Annotated in this window: 19 protein-coding genes and 3 pseudogenes; 17 read left to right on the top strand and 5 right to left on the bottom strand. The window is 66.3% G+C overall.

Features of this window, described 5'->3' with window-relative positions:
• Window positions 1-311: 311 nt before the first annotated feature.
• The 7 genes from SALPAC3_RS0124115 (at window position 312) to SALPAC3_RS28130 (ending at window position 4,500) form a co-directional block, all read left to right on the top strand.
• The gene (locus SALPAC3_RS0124115; RefSeq protein ID WP_188117102.1) at window positions 312-611 is read left to right on the top strand and encodes a type II toxin-antitoxin system Phd/YefM family antitoxin; all 300 of its coding nucleotides are present in this window, start codon (window positions 312-314) and stop codon (window positions 609-611) included.
• Window positions 608-850, top strand: coding sequence for a type II toxin-antitoxin system RelE family toxin (locus tag SALPAC3_RS0124110; protein WP_018223732.1), 243 nt, complete (start codon window positions 608-610; stop codon window positions 848-850). Before SALPAC3_RS0124115 ends, SALPAC3_RS0124110 begins: the two co-directional genes overlap by 4 nt.
• A 607-nt stretch (window positions 851-1,457) precedes the next feature.
• The gene (locus SALPAC3_RS28140) at window positions 1,458-1,715 is read left to right on the top strand and encodes a hypothetical protein (RefSeq protein ID WP_157632345.1); all 258 of its coding nucleotides are present in this window, start codon (window positions 1,458-1,460) and stop codon (window positions 1,713-1,715) included.
• Window positions 1,716-2,106: 391 nt separating this feature from the next.
• Window positions 2,107-2,430, top strand: coding sequence for a NucA/NucB deoxyribonuclease domain-containing protein (locus tag SALPAC3_RS29460; protein WP_157632344.1), 324 nt, complete (start codon window positions 2,107-2,109; stop codon window positions 2,428-2,430).
• Between the two features lie 16 nt (window positions 2,431-2,446).
• Window positions 2,447-2,992 carry a hypothetical protein gene (locus SALPAC3_RS28135; protein WP_157632343.1) on the top strand — a complete coding sequence of 182 codons (546 nt, stop codon included), beginning with the start codon at window positions 2,447-2,449 and terminating at the stop codon, window positions 2,990-2,992.
• Window positions 2,993-3,408: 416 nt separating this feature from the next.
• Complete coding sequence (locus tag SALPAC3_RS29130; protein ID WP_269744927.1) at window positions 3,409-3,543, top strand: hypothetical protein; 135 nt, start codon at window positions 3,409-3,411, stop codon at window positions 3,541-3,543.
• Between the two features lie 576 nt (window positions 3,544-4,119).
• The gene (locus tag SALPAC3_RS28130) at window positions 4,120-4,500 is read left to right on the top strand and encodes a hypothetical protein (protein WP_157632342.1); all 381 of its coding nucleotides are present in this window, start codon (window positions 4,120-4,122) and stop codon (window positions 4,498-4,500) included.
• A 399-nt stretch (window positions 4,501-4,899) separates the two neighbouring features.
• Here the strand turns inward: SALPAC3_RS28130 and SALPAC3_RS26270 are convergent.
• The 3 genes and pseudogenes from SALPAC3_RS26270 to SALPAC3_RS29525 form a co-directional block, all read right to left on the bottom strand.
• Window positions 4,900-5,574, bottom strand: a pseudogene (locus tag SALPAC3_RS26270) (transposase); the annotation flags it as partial.
• Entirely contained in the window at window positions 5,559-6,005 is a 447-nt protein-coding gene (locus SALPAC3_RS29530) for a group II intron maturase-specific domain-containing protein (RefSeq protein WP_456300022.1), read from the bottom strand. The pseudogene SALPAC3_RS26270 and the gene SALPAC3_RS29530, both read right to left, overlap by 16 nt.
• A gap of 1,567 nt (window positions 6,006-7,572) precedes the next feature.
• Window positions 7,573-7,946 (bottom strand): annotated as a pseudogene (locus SALPAC3_RS29525) (IS1380 family transposase); the annotation flags it as partial.
• Window positions 7,947-7,981: 35 nt separating this feature from the next.
• On the opposite strand from SALPAC3_RS29525, the gene SALPAC3_RS0124070 reads away from it, so the two are divergent.
• Window positions 7,982-8,869, top strand: a complete 888-nt coding sequence (locus SALPAC3_RS0124070) for a hypothetical protein (protein ID WP_018223724.1) — start codon at window positions 7,982-7,984, stop codon at window positions 8,867-8,869.
• 29 nt (window positions 8,870-8,898) lie between these two features.
• Here the strand turns inward: SALPAC3_RS0124070 and SALPAC3_RS27650 are convergent.
• A pseudogene (locus SALPAC3_RS27650) lies at window positions 8,899-9,219 on the bottom strand (DsbA family protein); the annotation flags it as partial.
• Window positions 9,220-9,523: 304 nt separating this feature from the next.
• Window positions 9,524-9,661, bottom strand: coding sequence for a hypothetical protein (locus SALPAC3_RS28980; RefSeq protein ID WP_018223722.1), 138 nt, complete (start codon window positions 9,659-9,661; stop codon window positions 9,524-9,526).
• A 1,217-nt stretch (window positions 9,662-10,878) separates the two neighbouring features.
• On the opposite strand from SALPAC3_RS28980, the gene SALPAC3_RS0124050 reads away from it, so the two are divergent.
• Genes SALPAC3_RS0124050 through SALPAC3_RS0124010 form a run of 9 tightly spaced genes read left to right on the top strand, consistent with a single transcriptional unit; the run spans window position 10,879 to window position 21,970 of the window.
• Window positions 10,879-13,536 (top strand): phosphoenolpyruvate synthase, encoded by a 2,658-nt coding sequence (locus tag SALPAC3_RS0124050; RefSeq protein WP_026185859.1) that lies wholly within the window; start codon window positions 10,879-10,881, stop codon window positions 13,534-13,536.
• Window positions 13,533-15,218, top strand: a complete 1,686-nt coding sequence (locus SALPAC3_RS0124045; protein ID WP_018223720.1) for an AMP-binding protein — start codon at window positions 13,533-13,535, stop codon at window positions 15,216-15,218. Before SALPAC3_RS0124050 ends, SALPAC3_RS0124045 begins: the two co-directional genes overlap by 4 nt.
• Window positions 15,215-16,888: a hypothetical protein gene (locus SALPAC3_RS0124040; RefSeq protein WP_018223719.1), complete on the top strand. Its 1,674-nt coding sequence runs from the start codon at window positions 15,215-15,217 to the stop codon at window positions 16,886-16,888. Before SALPAC3_RS0124045 ends, SALPAC3_RS0124040 begins: the two co-directional genes overlap by 4 nt.
• On the top strand, window positions 16,888-17,148 hold the full coding sequence (locus SALPAC3_RS0124035) for an acyl carrier protein (protein WP_018223718.1): 261 nt from the start codon (window positions 16,888-16,890) through the stop codon (window positions 17,146-17,148). The genes SALPAC3_RS0124040 and SALPAC3_RS0124035 overlap by 1 nt, the downstream gene beginning before the upstream one ends.
• Window positions 17,145-18,245 carry an SDR family oxidoreductase gene (locus SALPAC3_RS0124030; protein WP_018223717.1) on the top strand — a complete coding sequence of 367 codons (1,101 nt, stop codon included), beginning with the start codon at window positions 17,145-17,147 and terminating at the stop codon, window positions 18,243-18,245. Before SALPAC3_RS0124035 ends, SALPAC3_RS0124030 begins: the two co-directional genes overlap by 4 nt.
• Window positions 18,242-19,222, top strand: a complete 981-nt coding sequence (locus SALPAC3_RS0124025) for a nucleoside-diphosphate kinase (protein ID WP_018223716.1) — start codon at window positions 18,242-18,244, stop codon at window positions 19,220-19,222. The genes SALPAC3_RS0124030 and SALPAC3_RS0124025 overlap by 4 nt, the downstream gene beginning before the upstream one ends.
• A complete protein-coding gene (locus SALPAC3_RS0124020) occupies window positions 19,189-20,127 on the top strand; it encodes a UbiA prenyltransferase family protein (RefSeq protein WP_026185858.1) in 939 nt (312 codons plus the stop codon). The genes SALPAC3_RS0124025 and SALPAC3_RS0124020 overlap by 34 nt, the downstream gene beginning before the upstream one ends.
• Window positions 20,127-21,014 (top strand): LLM class F420-dependent oxidoreductase, encoded by an 888-nt coding sequence (locus SALPAC3_RS0124015; protein WP_018223714.1) that lies wholly within the window; start codon window positions 20,127-20,129, stop codon window positions 21,012-21,014. Before SALPAC3_RS0124020 ends, SALPAC3_RS0124015 begins: the two co-directional genes overlap by 1 nt.
• Window positions 21,011-21,970 carry an AfsA-related hotdog domain-containing protein gene (locus SALPAC3_RS0124010; protein WP_018223713.1) on the top strand — a complete coding sequence of 320 codons (960 nt, stop codon included), beginning with the start codon at window positions 21,011-21,013 and terminating at the stop codon, window positions 21,968-21,970. Before SALPAC3_RS0124015 ends, SALPAC3_RS0124010 begins: the two co-directional genes overlap by 4 nt.
• Window positions 21,971-22,183 lie beyond the last annotated feature (213 nt).

Below are 22,183 nucleotides of genomic sequence, written 5' to 3'. Positions count from 1 at the left end.
CGTGCCGCGTCAGCGGTGCGGCGGCGGTCGCCGGTAGCCACCGGATGGCCTGACCGCCCGAGCGATCGTCACGGCCTCTGGCGTTGTGGGCTTGATTGGCTGCCGACATCGGGCGACTTGTTGCGTGGGCGCGTGCGCGCGGGCCGGAACGGCATAGCGCGTGCGCGTGCGTCCGGCGTAGCCGGGCGCTCTTGATTAGGTGAAGCAACTTTTAGCCCAGTGGCTCCGTCGGCGGCGGGTTCGCTTGGCCGGGGTATCGGCTGCGCCGCTTCTTCTCATGCCAAACGGTACCGCATGGTACGGTGTGGTGCATGACGAGGATTACGTTGCGGGAGTTCCGTGATGGCGCGGGTCGGGTGCTGGACGGGGTTGAGCGCACCGGTGAGCCGGTGATCATCACGAAGTACGAGCGGCCCGTGGCCGTCCTGGTGGGTATTGATGAGTGGGAGGAGATTGAGGCGTTCCGGGATCGTCGGGACGCTGCGGTGATTGCTCGTTCCCGTGCCGAGGGTGAGTTCGTGCCGTTGTCGGCGGCGCTGGAGTCGCTTGGGGTGGATCCTCGTGAGGTGGAGGCGCTGCTGGCCGACCGGGCCGGCGGTGCGGCGGCGTGAAGGTGCAGATCGACCGGGACGTGCTGGTGTGGCTGCACAAGCAGCCCCGCAACGTCTTCCTGACCGTCCTGAGCGCGATCCTCGGCCTGGTCTCCGACCCCGCGCCACAGAACTCGACCGAGATGCGCGACGGATCCGGGCGCCGATTGCGCGTCGGTGACTACCGCGTCCTCTACCGCCTCGACGGCAACGAGCTGACCATCCACGCCGTCGGGCACCGCAAAGACGTCTACTCATGAGCCGTCCGGGCCCCGCGTCCCTATCCGGCTGCAATGGGCTCACGGCCAAGGACCACCACTCACCGAGCGGGGTGTGACGCCGGGGCGGTGCGATTGAGCCGGGAGGTGGTCCCGTTGCCTGGCGCTCACGGGTGGTGGTCGGGTCAACGGCTCGTACCTGTAGCCGAGCGTGCGTCGGTGTTGCTGTCATGACTGCTGTCACCATCAATGATGCCGATATTCGACGGCTTGAACCGGGAGCGAACGTGCAGGTAAGGCCCGTCACTACCTAGCGTGACGTCGCCACCGGCTCCACACGTACTATGTGTTGACTTGCAACGGCGGATTAACCCTACTGGCGGACATGAAACACAGCCCGGTGAAAGGGCAAGTGATTTTGGGCGGATGATGGACTCTCTAGGCAGCAAGGTGCTAACAATCAATGGGAACCTTGTGGATGAGAACAAGGCGTCGTTTATCGCAGCACTTGCGGGCGGAAACACGCCAGAACAGGCTGCATAGACGACCTGGACCGGAAAATGACTGAAAGGCATGGCTTCATGAAGCTCTTGCATGTAGACCAAGAGGTATCCGGCGGTGCCCCTGTTCGGCTGAGGTTCGGTAGGCCGTGATGCCTGGTGCGGGAGAGTGGCGTCATATTCTTCGCGCGTCGATTGATTCTGGTGGCGGATTAGTTGATATTGCTCGCATAATCAGGTCTCATGGAGCGTCTGGTCAATACATTCAGGCGGCAGCGGCGTTGCGGCAAGAGTTCGGGTTCAAGATTGTTGAAGCCTTGGCTGTTGTGGGTTGGGCTGAAGGGAGCGATGACAGCGAAGTGTCTCTGTTAGAAATGTGCCGTAAGACAGAAACGGAAATAAAATAGCTGGGTCGGCGTCGCGGAATCGTCTGCGGCGATGGCTGACCGATTGCCGCGGCTCTTGGTGTGCGGACCGGTGTTACCGGCGTGCGCGTCGATGTTTCGGGTATTGAAGGACATGGACGTCTTCCCAGGTTGCCGTCGCCGTCAACACCCATATATTTTCGATACGCAGGGTGGACGCTATACACGAATGGCCAGGTGGAACGCTATGAACATGTAAGTCACACTGCGTGAAGGGCTGGAAATCCCACACGTACTATGTGGTAGCCGGCGACTCGCCGGTCCTCGTACACAACCGCGGCACAGGCGAGACGCCACGAGTTTCGCGGTGGATTCGACTGGGGAGACAACGATCCTGCCGGTTTACTAGATCGATTCGGCTCTCTATCCAGATGTGGCGGACAACTTCACAAATGCTCTGGCGAATGGCGAGAGTCCAATCGTCACTCGCCTCACCGGAAGGGCGGCAATCCGGGCGAACCGGAATGCAGCGCAAGCGGGCGTACCACGTCCTGATACGCTCGGTACCGATGTGAACAGCCAGGCGCTTTCTTGGGAAGAGTTCACATTCGCTTTTACGAATGAAGGCGGAGCGGGAGCGACGTTGCGACTGATCAACCGTGCACAGAACATCGCGCATGGGAGAGATTCGCTATGGCCTTTCCTTCGAGGTAACGGAATTGGCAATGCTGACCCGTATTATGTTCGTGTCGGATAGCGTGATGGGGTAGCTGATGTTGACTACTGAACTTGAGCGGCTGGTTGCTCACCTACGTCGTCTTGAGCGATCTGTGGTTCCGCTACTGCGGCCGGGGGTTGGCGCTGACCGGGTCATTGCCGCCCTGGGGGGTACGAATGTGCCATCTTCGGTGGCGGAGTGGTTCGGCTGGTGTGACGGAGTCAACGCACGGCCGGGTCAGTTGCAGGACGACGTCAATGTCATTCCGGCGTACAACCCGCTCTCCCTTGATGAAGCCATCCATATTATGCCGTACTATGCAGGTGATCCCGTTCTAGGAGATCACTTTATGCCGCTCCTGACGACGGCCACCGGAGATATATACTCGGCCGTCTGGGGCGCGGTCGGAGATGAGGCAAACGCGGCAGGCGTGCTTGTTGGAGAGCCGACCGAAATCGAATTTTCGAGCATTGAGCAAATGGTTTCGGTCTTTAACGCTTGTTACGACAACGGTGCATTTTTTTTGGGTAATACGGGACGCCTGGAGATGGACGTCAAGCGATATGAGGAAACCTATGCGGAAGCTGTTGGTGGTGAGTAGACAACTTCTCCTGAACATCATCGTCAGATGGCGGAGATTGGTTGTCGGTTGGTGGCGAGGCGACGAAACACATGGCGATGCCCGACCACTCCGTCGCGTGCTGGGACCGTGACTTTGTGCACTCCGATGCGAGGTTGTGCGCCCGGGTTGCCGTGACTGGGTTACATAATAGGCATATGAATCGATGGAACAGTCTATTGTAGACGCAAGTTGGCGTTTGCCCTGATCGCGGTCGTCGCTTTGGCTGTGGGCTAGTCGAGGTGCTCGGTGGCGCTCCGCGTAGCGGTGCGGCGTCGATCGCCGGTCGCAGTCACTCGGCTTGACCGTCGAGGCGATCGTCCACGGCCTCGTCCACTCCGGGTTCGGGTCGCCTTGTTGCGTGGGAGCGTGCGCGCGGGGCCGGGATGCTGTAGCGCGTGCGCGTGCTTACCCTGAACGGAATGTGCGTACCGGCGGTGATCGAGGACCAGACCGTTGACCTGGACAAACTGGCAAGGTTCGCGCAGCTGATCGGCGACCTATCAATCAATGAAGCAGTGCTGACGCTTTAACGGGGCGACGAGCGCTGCAATGTGGTCGAGGTGTCTGATCCTGAAGCCGACGGCATCTTTGATGATTGGCCTGATGCTCAACTTCCGAAATCCCCGGTCCCATTTTCAGCGTCGATTACCGTGCACCCGATCTCGTGATTGCGCTGGTGTATTCGATTGCGCAGCGGCGTTCGTTGATCGTCGATACTAATTACGGCCAAATTGTGTCCGGTGGGACTTGGTTCCCGGCATGTTTCCGCATACATGGCGATCTTGGAAGTAATTCCTACCTGATCCGTGCATCATTGAGGCCTGCCGGCTTCGGTTGCGGACCGTAGCGGGCGACTGTACGCGGATGCTCGTGTCTGTGTCGGTTGCCGTCACGGCTGCCGTCAAGCGCCCACCATCTATCCAGAGTCACCGGCGCTTTCGATAATGGATTTGCTAAGAACCTGGCCAACAAAATGGCGCGCCGGTCATTTAATATGTGGTTTTCATCCGGATCGAGGGTCTTTACGCTAAGCGGCTAGAATAAGTGGGGTCAATGGTATCGACCCGCCCCTGGCCAGGGTCTAGTAGCAGTCTCATGGGGCAACGATGATTGAGAATTTAGGCTTCTTCCGAGAGCTGCCGCATGGAGATGCACAAGGTGCTAGCCTGCGAGAATGTGCCGGAAAGGGTGATGTTCAGGTTTCTGTCCAAGTTGCTAGTTACCTTGCCAGCGGAGCTATTCTCGCTGCTACCGGAGAGCGTGTCTTTGATGTTCTAAATGCTGGAAAGGTAGACGTTGGGGCGCTTGCGCTCCAGACGGACGGCCATTGGGTCTGGCCATCCGATTTGGCGTATTATGTTGCCGAATACAATGTTCTCTTGCCCGTAAGATTTATTGATTGGATTCGTTCTTCGGGGTGGATCCCTCCCCAGTTATCCGTCGACGAGTTGGTTCGAGTTGAAAAGGCGTTGCTCCCCGAAGGGTGACCACCTCAAGTTCCCTGCGTTTCCGTCGAGCGCGCCCTGCGCGGATCGGCGGTTCTCTCGCTGGGTGTCAGTGAGGGAGTGCCGCCTTGCTGACGGTACCCTGGGCGCGAGGTCTACGGTGGTTCTCGGTTAGCTTGGCCGTTAACCGATCTATCCAAGTCCTGAACCTTTATCGAGTACCGATGTATCGAGCCTACCTCACCAGCCGAAGGCTCTTACGAGAAGAAACACGGGGCTAACCTCGATGATTCGCGTCTGACGCCGGCTCCTTTGGCCCGGCAGTCCTGATTGCTATTGATCGATATCGTGTGGTGTCGGGCATGGTGGTGGGCCGTTTGTCGCGGCGGTGGGCGTGGTCTCCTGGGGTCCTTCGGGTTGTTGGGGCGGCGGCTGTGCTGGTCAGCCGGCGTCTGGGATGGCGGTGATCCGGTGGATCGCTGTGGTGATCTGTTCGGCCCAGGGCCACCTGAACGGGATCCGTAGCGTGCGGCGACGTTGGCCGTGGACGAGGCGGGCGGCGGTGTGCAGGATCCGGTAGCGCGGTCGTTTCGGTTCGGCTTTGGCCAGGTCGCCGTCGAGGCCGATGAGTTGTAGCCAGGCGATGAGGTCGGCGGCGATCGCGGCGGCCGTGTACCAGGCCTGGTTGGTGGCGAACTCGCGGGAGGGTAGCCGGCGCAGGCCGGTGTCTTTGGCGCAGCGGATCCGGTCCTCGACGCGGGCGTGGGCCCGGTGTCGGGCCTCCAGCCGCTGCAGGGCGCCGGTGGTGGTGTTGGTGACGAAGGCGGTGTAGCGCCAGCCGTCTCGGTGCTCGAAGAGGGTGAGTTGGGCGCCGGGGTGGGGGCGTTCCCGCCGGACGATGACTCGCATCCCGGCCGGCCAGCCTGGCAGGGGCAGCAGGCCGGTCAGTTCGGCGACGGTGGCGCCGTCACGGACACCACCGTCGGCGTCGATCGCCGGTGACCACGCTTGGGCGGGTAGGGCGGCGGTGTTGACTCCCGCGTTGCCCGGCCGCAGCTTCACCGCGAGCGGTTCGGCGGTGTTGTCGCTGGTCACCAGGATCAGATGGAACCCGTAAAGTCGGCCCGGGGCGCCGTGCAGCGTTGCCGCTGTGGGTTCCCCGGGCCGCCTTCCGAACCCGGCGTGCCCATTCCTGAGCACCGGGGTCTCCACAAGCCCGACCGGTCGTGCCAGTTGATCTCGTCAACCTGTCGCCGGCCACGGACAGGGATCCGCGTCCCTCGGTAGCGGTAACGGGTGGTCCACACCTTCACCAGATCAAACAGCGTGATCTTGTCCGTTGGTGGCCACCACGTCGCGGCGCAGAAACGCCGTCGTAGTTCCTTCCAGCCAATGCGGGCGTGCTTGCCTCTGATCCAGAGGATCGCTCTGCGCCAGATGTAGCTGCTGAGATAGGCGAAGGTCTTGTAGGACACGCCCGGCCGGAAGTAGACACACCACCCCTTGACCATCCGGTTGATCCGCAGGATCAGGCTGGACAGGTCCATGTTCTGGTTCTGCCGGCACCATATCTTGACCTTGGCGCAGATCGACCTGACGGCCTTGCGCGCCGGATAGGTGTAGACGTAGCGCTTGTTCGTCCCCTTCTTGCGGTGGCGTTGGATGCGCCAGCCGAGAAAGTCGACGCCCTCGTCGATGTGGGGGATCGAGGTCTTCTCCGGGGACAGGCGCAAGCCTATCCCGGACAGGACCTCGGCGATCTCCTCCTTGAGCGCCTCGGCATGCTGCCGGGTCCCGATGACCAGGAGCAGCCAGTCATCGGCGTACCGGCTACTTGCCCGGCCTCGGTGAGCAGGCCGGACTTCAGGAACGCCTTCACCAGGGTCAGGATGCGCTTGTCGGCGATGCGTACTCGCACCCCGGTCCATCAGGGCCGGATGGGAGATCTCGTCGAAGCACGCCTTGATGTCGCCTTCCACGATCCACTCGTAGCCCTTGGTCGTGAACATGCGCGTCTCGGCGATCGCGTCCTGCGCCCGACGGCTCGTGCGAAACCCATACGAGCACGGACGGAAATCCGCCTCGAAGATAGGTTCCAGGACCAGCTTGAGGACCGCCTACACCACCCGGTCCCGGACGGTGGGGACCCCAGCCGGCGACGCTTATGCGTCCCCGGCTTCGGGATCATCCGCTCCCGCTCCCGCACCGGCACCGGCACCGGCACCGGCACCGGCTGAAAGCTCCACGCCTTCACCTCAGCCGCGATGCCGGCCAGGAAGCCCTCCACGCCACGCACCACCTCGACGTAATGGACGGTTTCGCCGTCCACGCCAGCGGTGCGTGACCCCTTGTTCCCCCGCACCCGACCCCACGCCACCAACAGGAACGCGGGGTCGTAGACGAGGTTGTGCAGATCGTCGAACACTCGACGAGGACCGCTGGTCGCCCAGCGGTGCAGCTTGATCTGGATCTCCCGTACCCGTCGCTCGGCCCGCAATATGGCCAGCTCCGGATCGTCGGTGTTCACCAACGGGCTCCGGGCATCCCGGTATCCGCGCTGCCTGCTTGCTGGCCCCCTTGGCCATGTGCACGCCTCTCGCGTGCTCGGACTGCTACGGGGCCTCCGCCCCGTCCCACACCCAGGTCGGCAACGGACCCTTCCCGGCCCGACGGGTTGGCTACCCGCCAGCGGGAAAGGCGTAGGACGGTTCCCACGTTCACCACGGACACGATCGGCCGGGTCGGTGCCCAGCTGTACTCCGGCAGCCTCGCCACGCCTACGCCGCAGGCTTTCAGCATTACCTCCCCACCGATACATTCAGTCGGCTTCGGAGTCGACCACCCACCTACACAGCGGTCGCGCACTGCGTCCCGGCCCTCATCCACCAGGTTCGAGCCGGCACAAGCGTTACGGAGCTTCAGACACTGGTTCACACGCGGCTACACCTTTCGGCCTCGCTTGCCGGACCCGGACCATCTGGCAGTACCGACCCGTCCCAACGTTGTCAGGGCTGCTCCCACCCCCACCGGCGCTCCCCGGCAGCGGCTGCCCCAGCTTCACCGTCCTGCTACGACAGCACAGCGGTGGAGTCCTCTCACCTCCACTCGCATCCATAGCGCCTCGTGGCGCACGTAGCTGTGCTTGTAGGTGGCCGCAGCGCCTTCCTTGTCACTGTGCGCGATCACGATCGTGGAGTCGATGTCCAGGACCACCACGCCGGCACCGATGTCCCGCCCGGCCGCCCTTGCCACCGGTGGACACCGAACAGCTGCCACATCCGGGCGCGTACCTGCGCCCTGACCGCTGCGATGCGCCGCAGTTGCACCGCGCCGATCTCGTCCAGGGCCCGCCACACCGTGGTATCCGAGGCCACCGACCCGAACACCTCCCGCTAATGGCGCAGCACGTCGATGTCCGCGATGGCTTCCCCACCGTCAGCGATCATCACCGCGAGGTCGACCAGCACCCGACCCCGGTCATGCACCGGCCACCAACGGGCCCCGGCCAGCTCTCGGCCCGGTCGTGGCCGGCGAACTGATCCGGGCCGGTTTCAGCGCTGCGCTACGCGGCCGGACTGCTGAGGAGGACTGGCGGGAGCGGGTCGACCAGTACGGTCGGGACTACATGGCGGTGGGAGCCGTGGCGCTTCAGTCCCGCCTCGCGAACGACCTTGTGATCCTGCAACAGCACCTGGATACGCCGGTCATGTGGTCACACGCCGCCAGGGCGTTGGTGACCTACGGCAAAACCACTCCCAACCCCACTGAGGCCATCCGGTGGTATGACCTAGCCGGCGTGGCCGCCGACCGCTCCGACGATCTCGCCGTGCGGGTGTGGGTCCGGGGCCGGGCCGCGATCGCGTTGGCCTACGAGGGGGCGGCGCTAACCACGGCGCGGCGGTACGCCGATCAGGCTGTCGCGCTGTCGGACCGGCCGTCACTCGGACGTGTCCAGGCGTTGATGGCGCAGGCACACGTGGCGGCCGGACGCGGGGACCGCAGCGGCGCCGTCGCGCTCGACACCGACGCTCGGCGGGTGTTCGACCAGGTGGCATCGGCGGATGGCGCGGTGTCTGATACCGCCGTCCCGCCTTGGCGGATGGCCACGTTCCGGAGCATGTTGTATGCCCGCCTCGGGATGCCCGGCCCCGGGTCCGAGGCCCAGGAGGAGGCCGACCGCACACGACCTGGTGATCTACCGCGTTTCGCTACTCATATTGAGCTGCATCGTGGACTCACGATGGTTAAAGCCGGTGACAGCGCCGGCGGGTTCGCCTACGCCCAGCGGGCAATGGATGCCCTACCGGCCGACCGTCGATCGCAGAGCCTGTTACTCATGCTGCGCGAAGTGGAGCAGGCTGCGCGGCGAAGGGCGAACCGGAACGACGGCACCGACCGGACGCCCACCTGACCGGCAAGCTGCTCGTCGTCGCGGACCCGGTCGGCGTACCCGTCGCCGGTCACCGCGGTGACTTGTTCGCCGTCCATGCCTGCGGCCTCGGCCTGCTCGCGCAGCACGACGTGGTCGGAGAGGTCGGCCGACCGGGCGTGGTAGGCGTCGAAGAGGTGGCCAAGCAGCGGCTCTACCAGGCCGGCGTGCTGTGCCAACTGCGCCACCCGGTGCATGTCGAAGGTGTTGACCGGCCGCACGATCTCCGGGCGCAGCACCGCCCCGTAGGACGCACCGGTGGTATGGATCCGGTCGAAGACTCCCTCGATCTCGGTCGGCGGCATCTCCCAGTCGTCGGTCATGATGTCCACGAGCCGACGCCTCTGGCGCGGCAGTTGGGGCCGCAGCTCGAAGGCGCGGTGGACGGTCCCGACGTCCGCGGCGGCCGGTCAGCCCCGGCCACGCATCGCGTCCACCACACCCCGGCGTACTCGTTGCCGATCTGCTGCGGGAAGGTCACCGGAAAGCCGGAGCCGCCCTGGCGAAGGCCGGCGTCGAACGGCTGCACACCGGTGGCGCCTACCCGGACCTGGATCTGGTCGGGAGTCAGCGACCGGTCAGGCTAGACCCTCAACCGTGCTTGAGGTCAAGCCGCCTCTGGCTCGAACCAGGCTCTCATTCCGGCTCCAACGCGGTCGCCACCCGAGCCTGCAGGACTCGGTCGACGATCAGGGGGATGTCGGCCGGACGACGTCGGCCGCGCGGTAGCTGACCGCCGGTGGGGCGGGCGGTGAGCCGACCGGTGGGGCGCACCGCTGCCGCGAACCTGAAAGGTCCGGCAGGTGCGGCGCTGGTGGCGCGCGTGGAACCCGGGGCGTTGTTCCCGGAACGTCCGCCGAGCTTGTCGGGAAAATCCATCGACCAATTTCGCTTATAGATGAAGGGAGGGAAAGGACTGCGATACCCCGCGAGTAGTTACCGGTGCTGCGGTAAAACCGGAAGCGCAAATCATCTTTCCCGCGAAGCGGCCTGGTTTCCCCGAACCCACACGAGCGACCGCGACGCCACGGTGACACAGGTCACCCGACTTTAAGTAGTTACCGTTCGTGTCAGGCGACTATCCCTGATCTCCGTAAACCTTCCACCAGGTCACAGAGAGTGAACCTTTGTTAAGCCACTGTTTCTGTTATGTTAGGTCGAAATGAGAGCACTCCGTCAGCATCTAGCAGCGATTAGAAACCAGAGCGGGTTAGCTGTAATATCGCTTCATCGCTAGCACCATCGCCCGTTCCGCACTCGCGATATCAGCACACATCATGCCGCCGTAGAGAGTGATTCACGCCACAAGGAGTTGAGCATCGAATGGCGGAATCCACAATCAGTCACGCCATCAATGCCCGCTATTTTGGCCGGCATGGAAAATCAAAGCTGACCCCTCCCGAACTGGACAAAACCCCCAAAGGAAAGCAATATGTGAGCTGGCATGTGCGGAAACCTCGCCGCCCAAAGGCACACACCGCAGTGGTACACCTGCGGGGAGCGCAGACATCCACAGTTGGTACCAAACCTTGCTCCTACCCAGGCACGCGCCGCCGAGAGCGACACCGGGAGGGTCCACCGCGTCGCCCACACCCCGCCTTCCTGCCGAGTTCGGCAAGAGTGACGACACCCCTTGGGTTCAAGGAACCCGCGGAAATCCGGAACCTCCCTCATGCTTACCCAGATAAAGCCAAAGACGATCAACAGATAGGTCCGGCTGCGCCTGTTGCCGACCTCAAGATTCCGGGTTTGATCAGCCGAATAATCGCCGGCGACACGCACTGATCCAGCCAATCCAGCACACCGACCGGCCCGCGAACCGAATTCCCGCGTGGCGGGAAACAAATCCGTGCCACGAATTCATGTGCTCGCCTTCGACCGCGAGCCGCTTGACCACGGCTTTCGCACGGGAGGGTGTCGCAAAGGCTGCCGTAGCCGCAGCACCCAGGGGGACATCGCATGCCGATCAACACACTATCCGAGGAGGAAGGATGTCAACTGTCGCCATTGAAACCGACGTTACGGAATGGCGAGCCATGGGGGCGAAGGCGTCCAAACTGGCGGCGATGAGGAGTCTTGACGTTCATGTTCCGCGCTGGAGCGCGGTTTCCAGCGATATCTTCACCGCCTTCCTGGAACACGTCGAGGGCATCGACGTATTGCTGACCCAGGGTGCCGACGAACCGGAGCGCGTCGCAGCCGAGGTGACCCGACGGATGCGGGCGACCGTGATCCCGGACCACCTCGCCGGCCCGATCCAGGCGGCGTACCAGGCCGCCGGCGGCGGCAGTGTCGCGGTGCGCTCGTCCGGCCTGGAGGAGGACGGCGACACGTACTCCTTCGCCGGCCAGTTCGACACCTTCCTCAACGTCAGCGAGGCCGACGAGGTCCTGGACCGGGTCAAGGACTGCTGGGCGTCGGCCTTCTCCGCACGCTCGCTGACCTACCGACTGCGCAACGGCCTGCCACTGCGCGCGACCGGCATGGGCGTACTCATCCAACAGATGGTGCGCGCGGAGGTCAGCGGCGTGATGTTCACCGCCGATCCGGCGACCGGTGCCGGCGACCGGTACGTGGTCAGTGCTGTCTACGGTCTCGGCGAGGGCATCGTCTCCGGCGCTGTGGATGCGGACACCGTGACCCTCGAGACGGCCACCGGTGTGGTTCTGGAGACCGAGCTCGGCGACAAGTCTGAGCGCTACGAGTCCGCGCCCGGCGGTGGCGTCGAAGCCATCGAGGTACCGGACGCCGACCGTGCGCAGCTGTCGCTCGACCGGGTCGACCTTGGCACGTTGTGGGAGGCCGGCCGCGCCATCAGCGACGCCTTCGGCGCACCGCAGGACATCGAGTGGGCGGTCGCGGACGGCCAGCTGTGGATCCTGCAGAGCCGACCGATCACCACCGTGCCGACCACGAGCAGGCCCATGGGCGAGCTGCGGATCTGGGACAATTCGAACATCGTGGAGAGTTTCCGGGGGATCACGTCCCCGCTGACCTTCACGTTCGCCTCGAAGGTCTATGGCGCGGTGTACGAGAGCTACGCGCGATCCCTACGCGTGCCCGAAAAGCAGCTCGCGCAGATGCAGGAGTGGCTACCCACGTTACTCGGCAGCTTCCACGGCCGCGTCTACTACAACCTCGTCAACTGGTACCGCCTACAGCGGATCGCGCCCTTCTACGATGTCAACCGCAAGCTGCTCGAGGTCGCCATGGGCGTGGACGAGGCGCTGCCGGACGAGATCGCCGAAGGGCTGTACCCGTACGAGTTCGACTCGGCCTGGCAACGCCGACGCGCACGAGTGGTCACCTGCACGACCTTCTTCTGGAAGTACCTGCGCATGGACCGTGACGTCGAGCGGTTCGTCGCCTACTTCTACGAGCAGTACGCAATCTTCGACAAACGCGACTACGCCGCGATGCCCGCCGACGAGGTGCACCGGGCGTTCCAGGACCTGATCCACAGCCTGAACCGGCGGTGGGGTCCGATGCAGATGCTCGACTCCACGATTCTGCTGTCGATGGGCATCCTCACGATGCTCGGCCGGCGTTGGCTGCCGCACGCCCCCGAGTGGCTGACGTGGGCCGCCGCTCGGCCCGGCGCCGACGTAGAGTCCGCCGAGCCGGCCCGCGAGTTGGCCGCGCTGGCGGCCACCGTCAAGGCCGACGACGAGCTGCGCCGCCTGGTGACGGAGACCGATCCGGCGGCGATACCCGACGCGCTCGCGGCTGCCGGGCACACCACCCTGCTCACGGCCGTCGACGCCTACGTGCAGGCGCACGGGTACCGCAGCCCCGACGAGCTCAAGCTGGAGGTGCCCGACCTACACGAGGATCCGTCGAGTCTGTACCTGATGCTGCGCGACGCGCTACAGGCTCCGCCGGAGACAGCGAGCGGCGACAGCGCGCAGGAATATCTCGACCAGCACCTGCGAGGGCCGCGACGCTGGATCTACGAGCTGACCCGCCGCAAGGTGTCACGGTCACTGGCGGCGCGCGAGCGGCTCCGGTTCTGCCGGACGAAGGCGTTCGGCTCGGCCAAGCGGATGCTTCGCGCACTCGGCCGGCACTTGCAGCAGGTCGGGGCGATCGAGCGGTTCGAGGATGTGTTCCTGCTGCGCCTCGACGAGCTGGCCGGGGCATACGAGGGCAAGATCGCTCACGACGAGTTACGCGACATCGTGGCGGTGCGTCGGCGCACGCAGGAACGACAGGCAACGATGTCCGCGCCGCCGCGCTTCCGGACCTACGGCGCTCCCTACTGGGAGGGCAATCTCGAGGCCGCCGGTTGGAGCGTCGGCCGGGCCGCCCGCACCGGCGTCGGTGAACTGCGCGGGACACCATCGTCCCCGGGCGTCACGACCGGACGAGTCGTCGTCACCACGCGACCTCAGGACGTCAACGGCGGGATCATCGTGGCCTACAGCACCGACCCGGGCTGGGTCGCCGCACTACCGTCAGCGACCGGACTGATCATCGAGCGGGGAAGCCCGCTGACCCACGTCGCGATCGTGGCGCGCGAGCTGGGCGTGCCGACGATCGTCAAGGCCAAGGGCGCCACCCAGGAACTGGAGACCGGCATGACCGTCCGGATGGACGGCGGCACCGGCACGATCACGATCCTCGACGACACGGATGGGACGTCCGCGTGACCACCACCCTGGATTTCAGCGATGTGCGCAACTGGCTGGTCGATCCCCGGACCGACAAGGGGATCCGGTTCCTCGGTGACGGGGGCGACTGGGACTACCACTCGTACGCCGACCTGTCTCTCGCGGCACGACGCAGCGCGGCGGCGATGACCGCTGCCGGCGCCCAGCCCGGGGAGGTGGTCTGCCTGCTCATGCCGACGAGCTACCCGACGCTCTGCGCGTACTTCGGGGCCTGGGCCGCGGGCCTCACCCCCTGCATGATCACCCCACCCAGCCTCACCAGCAGCACCGAGTACGTCGAGCTCGTCTCGAGCATTCTGCGTCGGGCGCGACCGGTACTGATGATCACTACCGAGCGCCACCAGGACATCGCCGACTCGGCGCTGGCCGCGGCGGACCTACCCGGCCGCGCCTTCCTGCACCGGGAGGCCGAGGAACCGGTCGAGGTTCCCAAAGCGGGCCCCGACGACCTGGCGATCCTCCAGTTCACCTCCGGCTCCACCGGCGTCCCGCGAGGCGTGCCGGTCACCTGGCAGAACCTCGCCGTCAACGTCTCCTGCACCCGGGCGTGGAGCGACTGGAGCGAGGACGACTCGGTGGCCTCCTGGCTGCCGCTTTATCACGACATGGGCCTCGTCGGCACCCTACTCGCCGCCGTGTGTAGTCAGGCCGACCTGTGGCTGATGCAGCCCACGCAGTTCCTGCGCGACCCGGGCAGATGGTTGGAGTGCATGACCCGGGCCACGATCACGGCCGCGCCGCCGTTCGCATACGAGTACGCGGTGGAGCGAATCGCCGCCGAGCGGATCGCCAGCTGGGACCTGTCCGGATGGCGGACCGCGTTCGTCGGCGCGCAGACCATCAACCCCGCAGTGCTCGACAGGTTCGTGCAGGCTACCGCCGCTGCGGGCTTCGATCGCGGCACGCTCACCCCTGCCTACGGACTGGCGGAGACGACGCTCGGGGTGACCGGCACTGACCACGGTGCCCCTCCGCTGGCGGTGCAGGTGAGACCGGACACGCTGCGATTCGGCCAGCGGGTCGAGCTGACCCGGCAGTTGCACCTCGGTGCGGAGCCGATGCCGACACGCAACGGCTGGCTGACCGGCTGCGGCGGCCCGCGCCTCGGCACCCGGATCAGCATCGTCGACCAGGATGGCGTCGAGTTGCCGCCGGGCCACCTCGGTGAGATCAGGGTCAGCGGGGAAACGGTCACCGCGGGCTACACCAACGACGCCGACTCCGGCGGCACCCGCTTCACCCCGGACGGCCTGCACACCGGCGACGCCGGGTTCCTCCACGCCGGCCAGCTGTTCGTACTGGGCCGGATGGGCGACAGCCTCAAGGTCCGGGGCCGCAACGTCTACGTCGAGGACCTCGAGGCGGCGGTCGTTGAGGCGACCGGCCTGTCCCCCAGTCGCTGCGTGGTGATCAGCGCTCCGGAAACCGAGCGTGCCGGCGTTCTGCTGCTCGTCGAGGGCGGGCGCCGCGGCTGGGAGGAGAGCGCCTACCACACCCTGCGCTCCCGACTGGGCGTCGAGCCGCGAATCCGGTTCGCGGTCGGTAACCGTGGCCTGATCCAACGCACCACCAGCGGTAAGCCACGCCGCCGTGGAATGTGGCAGCGCCTCCAGGAGGGAACCCTGAAAGCGTCGATCGTCGAGCCGGAGGTCCCCGCATGATCCTCGACGAGGCAAAGATCAGCTCACTCGCGGCCGAGACGCTGGAGCGTATCGGTCACCCCAGAAGTGTCGCGCTGATCCTGGAAGGCTCCATCGCCGAGGGTTTCGGCAACTCTCGCTCCGACATCGACTTCCTCCTGATCGCCGACCAGGAGGCCGACCTGCCGACGATGCCCACGATCTTCTTCATCGCGGGGCGTCGGGTGGAGATCCGCACCCGATCCGTCGGCCAGATCGTGGACCACCTCCACGAGGTCAACGGGTACGTCGGACACACCCCGCGCCGTGTCGCCACACTGGACGAACACCTGCTCAACCGGTGCCAACGGCTGCTCCGAGCGCATGTCGTGTACCGCCCGGACCTGGTCGAGAAGGTCCGCGACCACCTCGCGTACGACGACTTCGCCGTCGTCATGACCACGTGGTGGGCGGAACACGCACGGCAGTCCATCCGACACTCCATCGCGCTGCTCGCCCTGGACCAGGTGGAGTCGGCCGCCGTGTGGGCACGGGCGGGACTCCAGCAGGCCGCCAAGAGCTACCTGGCACGCCACGGCGAGACGTACATCGAGCCGAAGTGGCTCTCGCTGCAGCTCGACCGGCTCGTCGGGGATCCGCTGGTCGAACGCTACTGGCAGACCATCAACGCGGAGCCCGGCGCCGGCGAGGAGATCGAGCACACGCGCGACTGCATACGCCTGGTCGCGGACCTCGGCGTGCCGGGCTGCGCCGAAGATCCGCAACGGCTGGTCGTTGCCCGAGTGCCAGCAGTGACCACCTGGCAGATCGACGACCAGGTACACCTGGTACGTGACCGACGTGACGTCTTCGTCCTCGGCGACGCCGCCACGCGGGTGTGGCGACGCATCGTCTGGGGACGACCGCTCGCGGCGCTGATGGCCGACGCCGAACGGACGGGCGTCGCCGACCCGGGTGAGCTGATCGCCGCCTACCTCCGGTACGGCCTGATCCGGATCACCTGGCAGGGTGCTCCGATCTCACCACGGATTCCGATGGCCGCGCCGCTCGGCCCCATCACCCCCGCCCCGGCGACCAGCAGCCCGATCCTGGGTATCGCCGGCGCCGAGCCGCCGCATCCCCGCGCGATCGCGTTGCTACCCCTGCCGGCGCCGCGCTTCGCCGCCGCCGCGATGGCACTGATGTGGGGCAACTTCATGATCGAGAACGCTCTGGAGGACCTGCAGGGCGCACTCGACCGCGAACAGTGGCGGGTCGCCGCACTCACCACGGCGCGCGCGGTCAACGGCGGGCTACGTGCCCTGCTCAGCGCGCACGGTGTGAGTCCGTTGCCGCCGGATCCCGAGCTGCTGCACCGACTCGATCTGCTGCCCGATGGGCACTCGCACATCCGTGTCCTCGCCGAACGGCTGTACGCCACCGTGGCCACGACCGAGGAGGACGCCCGGCTTCTGCTCACCCTCCTGCACGAGTACGTGACCAACATCCGGAAGGCCTCGGGCGGTGGGGCGTTCCCGTCGTCGTTCGACTCCGCGGACGGCTGGCAGCGCACCCTCGACATCGGTTACGACCTGCTGCGCCTCGGCGCATATCTGGACCAGCAACTCCCCCTCGACGAGGCGCAGGACCTGCTCTCCAGCGGCGGTGTGCAGCCGCACGCACGGGCCGGCGCCGCAGCACAGGAGACGTGATGGACAACGCGTTCGACGAATCGACCGGTTACGCGATCATCGCCGCAATGGCACCGCACCCACTCCCCCGCGTCGGGGCGGAGACCCACCTACGCGACGACCTGATGTTCGACTCGATTCGGCTGATCGAGCTGGCGATGGCCCTGGAACGGCAGTTCCGGCTGCCCGCGCTCGACCTGAACGAGTCGGCGGACCTGACGACCGCTGGAGACGTCCTGAACCTGGTTCGGCGGCAACTGAAGACCGGAGGAAGGGCATGAGCAAGCCGAAGCGGATCCTGGTCACCGGGGCGGCCGGCCTGGTCGGCGCCGAAGTCTGCGCCCGCCTGCTGAAAGCCGGGCACCGGGTGTCCGGCCTGGTGCACCACACCCGAGTGCTGGTCGCCAACAGCGGCCGAGGCGTCGCGTCGTCGACGGACGACCGGGCGGGCACCGTACGGTTGGTCACCGGTGACGTCACCGTTCCGCGGCTGGGCCTCGACGACGACACCTGGACGGACCTGGCGAACGGGCTCGACCTGATCGTGCACTCCGCCGCGATCACCGACTTCGGTCACCCCCGGGAGGTCTACCAGGCGATCAACACGACCGGTACGGCGCACGTGCTGGAACTGGCCCGCGAGCGATCCACCCCGCTGGTGCACGTCAGCACCGCCTACGTGTGCGGCGAGCGGGACGGCATGATCCTGGAGTCCCAACTCGACGTCGGGCAGCGGTTCGGCAACCCGTACGAGGAGAGCAAACTCGCCGCGGAGCAACTGGTGCGAAAGGCCGCCGCGGAGAGCCTGCCGACCGTGGTGATCCGACCCAGTGTCGTCGTCGGTGCCGCCCGCACCGGCGCGGTCCGTGACTTCAAGAACCTGTACGTCGTGCTGAAGCTCCTGTCCGAGGGTCGGATCGGCTCGATCCCGGGCTACTTCGACGCCTGCGTCGACCTTGTGCCGGTCGACCATGTGGCAGCGTTGATCACCGCCGTGGCCGACGACATCGACCGGGCCAGCAACCACACGCTGCACGCGGTGGGATCGTCGGTGCGGATGCGCGACATCTCCGACGTGCTGGCCGAGTACCCATCGTTCCACGTTCCCCGCTACATCGCCCCCGCCAACTTCGACCCAGCCATGCTGTCGGACCTCGAACGCGCCTACTGGCACCGGGTCATGTCGCTGTACGAGAGCTACTTCCGCCGCCAGCAGCACTTCGACGACACCGCCGCGGCCGGGTTCCGGAGGCACAAGCGCCTACCCAACGGGCCGAACCACCTGCGGCGGATCATCGACTACGCGGTCAGGGCGGGCTACCTGGGCGCGCCCCTGCCGAGCGTGGCGGAGGCCCTGAGCCGGGCTAGCCAGCGGTGAGCAGTGTCGCGGCCCACGGACCGCCGTTCCCCGAAGGCCTGACCCACGATCCGGACAAGCAGCGCTATCACGGCACCGACAGCTACTTCCTGGAGGCGTACGAGCAGCTGTCCACGCTGGCATCCGACCCGGTGCGATTCGCGTACGAGCATGCCATGCTGTTGATGAAGCCGGACGCGGTGGCGTCGCGTTCGATCGAACGAGTCGTCGAATGGCTGCGCGAAGCGAACTTCCGGGTCGTGGCAGTGCGGCGACTGCGGATGCGCCGGGAGTCGGTCCGGGCGGTCTGGCACTACCAGCTGAACCGAGCGACACCCCAGCGCTGTCTCCTTGCTGACGCGCTGTGTGAGCGGTCTGACTCGTTGGTGGTCCTGGCCCGTCTCACCGAACCCGCCGATGTGCCGGCCACGGTCGCGCTCAGCGTCAACAAGGGACCGGCCGATCCGGCGCGGCGCCGTCCGGGCCAGCTGCGCGCCCGGCTCGGCGACTTCGGCTTCCTCCTCAACCTGGTGCACGCCTCGGACGAGCCGGCCGACCTCGTCCGGGAGCTTGGCATCCTGCTGGACCACCGGGAGCGTCGCGCACTGATCGGCCAGGCACTGGCGAACACGGACCAGCATGATCAGACGACCGCGATCGCCCGAGAGCTGTACGCCGCACATCCCCCGCATGATCTGGACTTCGTTGCCTCGGCCCGCCGCCTGACCAGGACTGTGCGGGACCTACTCGCCACGACGGCCCTGCCGGACGAGGTACGCCGGACCCTGGGTCACACGCTGGCCTCGACGACCAGCGACCCGGCGAGCTGGGCACCGCTGGTCAACGTGATCTGGTCGGCGGACCTACCGCTGACCGGTTGGGATTTCATCGTGGTGGGCAGCCACGCGGTATCACTGTCCCGCCCACGGTACGGACAACTGCTGGCCGGAGCCGATCCTGGCCGGTGGCGGTCCCTGGCCACCGTGGCTGCGTCATGAGCAGCGCTGTCGGGCAGGCCCCGGCGCTGCTGCGCTACCGCGCGTTCCTGGGCGCTGTCTTCGCGCCGGGAGTGCACGTCACCTACGGACTGCTGTGGGCATGCGCATACGAGGCCGCCGCGGTCATGACAGCGGGGGGCATCTGGCGGCCGTCGGTCGGGTCGCTGGTCCGGGCCATGACGATCATCGTGGTCCTGCTGCACCTACGGCTCGCCGACGAGCGAATGGACGAGTCGTACGACCGGATCCACAACCCGGACCGTCCGCTGATCACCGGTCTGGTCAGCGTGCCCGAGCTGCGCCGCGCCGGTTGGGCGACGGCAGCCCTGGCGATCGTCGTCAACGTTCCGCTCGCCCCCTGGTCGGCGGTGGCCGTGGCGCTCCTCGTGGGCTACACCGCGCTGGTCACTCGGCTCACGCTGCACTCGCCGAGACTGCGTGATCGGGCGCTGCTCTACATCGTCGTGGCGTACCCGGTGCAGTTGCTGATCGGCGTCTACCTGTACACGTCCGTGACCGGCGCGGGGGTGGTACCGCCGGGGATCCGCCCAGCCCTGCTGATCATTGTCTTCGCCGCCGCGTTCCTGCACTTCGAATTCGCCCGCAAGACAGTACGCGATCCCGACCCGGGGGCCCGGACATACTCGGCGACCGTACTCGGGGTCACCGGCAGCGGTGTACTCACGCTCGGCTGGGCTCTGCTCGCGTGCGCCCTGCTGGCCGCGGTCACCGAGCCGTGGCGAATGTCGGTCGCGGCGCACCTGCCCTACGTGGCTCTCGTCTTCCCGGTCGCGGGCGCCTTCTCCTACCTCAGCGGCAGGGAGCAGAAGTGGCCCACGTCGCTCGCCATGCTCTATCTGATCGTCCTCGACGCGGCGCTCGTCACCAGTGGGTGGCTCGGATGATGGAGATCGGCGTGGTCCTGCCCCAAGGCGAGCTGCACGGCGGGCCACGAGCTCTACGCGAGTATGCGAGCGCGGCACAGGAGCTGGGATTCCGACACCTCCTCGCGTATGACCACGTGCTCGGTGCCGACCCAGCCGGGCATCCGAACTGGCAGGGTGTGTATGACGCGGATAAGCCGTTCCACGAGCCACTGGTGCTCTTCGGCTACCTCGCGGCGGTGTGCGACCTCGACCTGGTGACCAGTGTTCTGGTCCTGCCGCAACGGCAAACCGCGCTGGTCGCCAAGCAGGCGGCCGAGATCGACCTGCTCTCCAACGGCCGGCTACGGCTGGGGGTCGGCATCGGCTGGAACACAGTGGAGTACGAGGCTCTGGGCCGGCCCATGCGGTCTCGGGGTGAGCGGCTCGACCAGCAGATCGACCTGTTGCGGGCCCTGTGGGCACACCGGTCGGTCAGCTTCGAACACTCCGGGGAGCGAATCGTCGCGGCCGGGATCAACCCACGACCGAAACGACCGATTCCCATCTGGATTGGCGGCACCAGCCCAGCCGCCTACCGCCGGGCGGGCCGTACCGGCGACGGCTGGATGCCCCGACTCCAGCCCGGGCCGGAGCTCACAGCGGCCCGGATGATCGTGACCAGGGCGGCGGAGGCGGCGGGTCGACCCCCCGAGGCGATCGGTATGCACGGCCGGGTCCGCTACATCGACGGCGGCGCGGTCAGTGTCGCCGCCGCGGCTCGGCGGTGGCGTGAAGCCCGCGCCACACACCTGGCCGTGAGCACGCTCGGCGCTGGGTTCACGTCGCTCAGCGAACACCTCGAAGCGCTCACCGCGATCGCCCACACCCGACTACTCGACGAAAACATGGAAGGGCTTGAACGATGACCGACACCCGGCTACTGACCCAACCTCACACGACCGTCGAACCGGCGGTTGTCCATCGTCGTCATGCTGACACCGCCTTCCTCGCCGATGTCCATCCGGACGGCACCGGCGGATATGTGGCGACGGCGTTGCTGCCCGAGCGACACGCGTACTACGCAGCACACGTCGCGGAGGCGAATCGCCGTCTCGATCCGATGCTGCTCCTGGAGGCCTGCCGGCAGGTCGTCATCTACATCGGCCACAACGGCCTCGGCCTGGCCGACGACACCCAATTCCTGATGGACTCCTGCGAGCTGTCCGTGCCGGCCGACGCGTATGTGCAACGACCCGACGGCGGCGCGACCAAGCTGACGATGCACGTCACCGTGGCGGCGGTCCGGGTCGGCAGCCGGCTCCGCGCGTTCACGTCCCGGTGTGAGCTGTCACTCGGTGGTGTGCGGATCGGATCAACAGTCATCACCTCGTCGGTCGTGTCCCCGGCCGCCTACACGCTGCTGCGCCGCCGGGCTCGTGGCGGGTCGCCGCCACCTTGGTCCGACCAACTGTGCCCGTACCTGGACGGGGCGGCTCCCCCCTCGACCGTGGGCCGCCTGGTACCCGCCGACGTGCTGCTGGCCGAGGTGCGTACTGGTGCGAGTGAGACCAGCGCGCGGGTGCTGCTGCCCTTCGATCACCTGGGCTTGTTCGACCACCGGCTGGACCACGTCCCGGGGACCCTGCTCGTCGAGGCAGCCCGTCAACTCGGCACCGCGCTCAGTCCCGCGCCATCCGCGGCGGTGATGACCGGGCTTGTCGGCACGTTCGACACGTTTGTCGAACTGGACGCTCCCGTGCACCTCGTGGCCCGGCCAGGCACGAACCACGGTGAGCGGTCGGTCGAGGTGGTGCAGGGCGGCACCGTACGCGCTGCGATCAACGTTGCTACCGCCCGCGCGTCGAGCGGGTTGCCACAGTGACCAGCCATCACCACATCTCGGCGATCCGGCCTACGTAGCGGAACCAGCGCTTCGGACCGCACCATCGGCGACCCGCGCCTGGAAGGCCCATCAGTTGATGGGAGCGGCACAGCGCATCGGCATCCTTGGTTACAAGGCTCAAGTCCCGCGGTGCCGGCTCGCCGCTTCGTGCGTCCCCGAGGCGGGCGTCTCCCCCCTTCGTCGAGCCACAAC

The organism is Salinispora pacifica DSM 45544 (assembly GCF_000378845.1).
Lineage (GTDB): Bacteria > Actinomycetota > Actinomycetes > Mycobacteriales > Micromonosporaceae > Micromonospora > Micromonospora pacifica.
This window is presented reverse-complemented; position numbering and strand designations above follow the sequence as displayed.

Excerpts from the sequence above, each read along its gene's own strand:
- SALPAC3_RS0124115 (WP_188117102.1), top strand. The coding sequence starts at position 312 with ATGACGAGGATTACGTTGCGGGAGTTCCGTGATGGCGCGGGTCGGGTG.
- SALPAC3_RS28135 (WP_157632343.1), top strand. The coding sequence starts at position 2,447 with ATGTTGACTACTGAACTTGAGCGGCTGGTTGCTCACCTACGTCGTCTT.
- SALPAC3_RS28130 (WP_157632342.1), top strand. The coding sequence starts at position 4,120 with ATGATTGAGAATTTAGGCTTCTTCCGAGAGCTGCCGCATGGAGATGCA.
- SALPAC3_RS29530 (WP_456300022.1), bottom strand. The coding sequence starts at position 6,005 with ATGGACCTGTCCAGCCTGATCCTGCGGATCAACCGGATGGTCAAGGGG.
- SALPAC3_RS0124050 (WP_026185859.1), top strand. The coding sequence starts at position 10,879 with ATGTCAACTGTCGCCATTGAAACCGACGTTACGGAATGGCGAGCCATG.
- SALPAC3_RS0124040 (WP_018223719.1), top strand. The coding sequence starts at position 15,215 with ATGATCCTCGACGAGGCAAAGATCAGCTCACTCGCGGCCGAGACGCTG.
- SALPAC3_RS0124035 (WP_018223718.1), top strand. The coding sequence starts at position 16,888 with ATGGACAACGCGTTCGACGAATCGACCGGTTACGCGATCATCGCCGCA.
- SALPAC3_RS0124030 (WP_018223717.1), top strand. The coding sequence starts at position 17,145 with ATGAGCAAGCCGAAGCGGATCCTGGTCACCGGGGCGGCCGGCCTGGTC.
- SALPAC3_RS0124015 (WP_018223714.1), top strand. The coding sequence starts at position 20,127 with ATGGAGATCGGCGTGGTCCTGCCCCAAGGCGAGCTGCACGGCGGGCCA.
- SALPAC3_RS0124010 (WP_018223713.1), top strand. The coding sequence starts at position 21,011 with ATGACCGACACCCGGCTACTGACCCAACCTCACACGACCGTCGAACCG.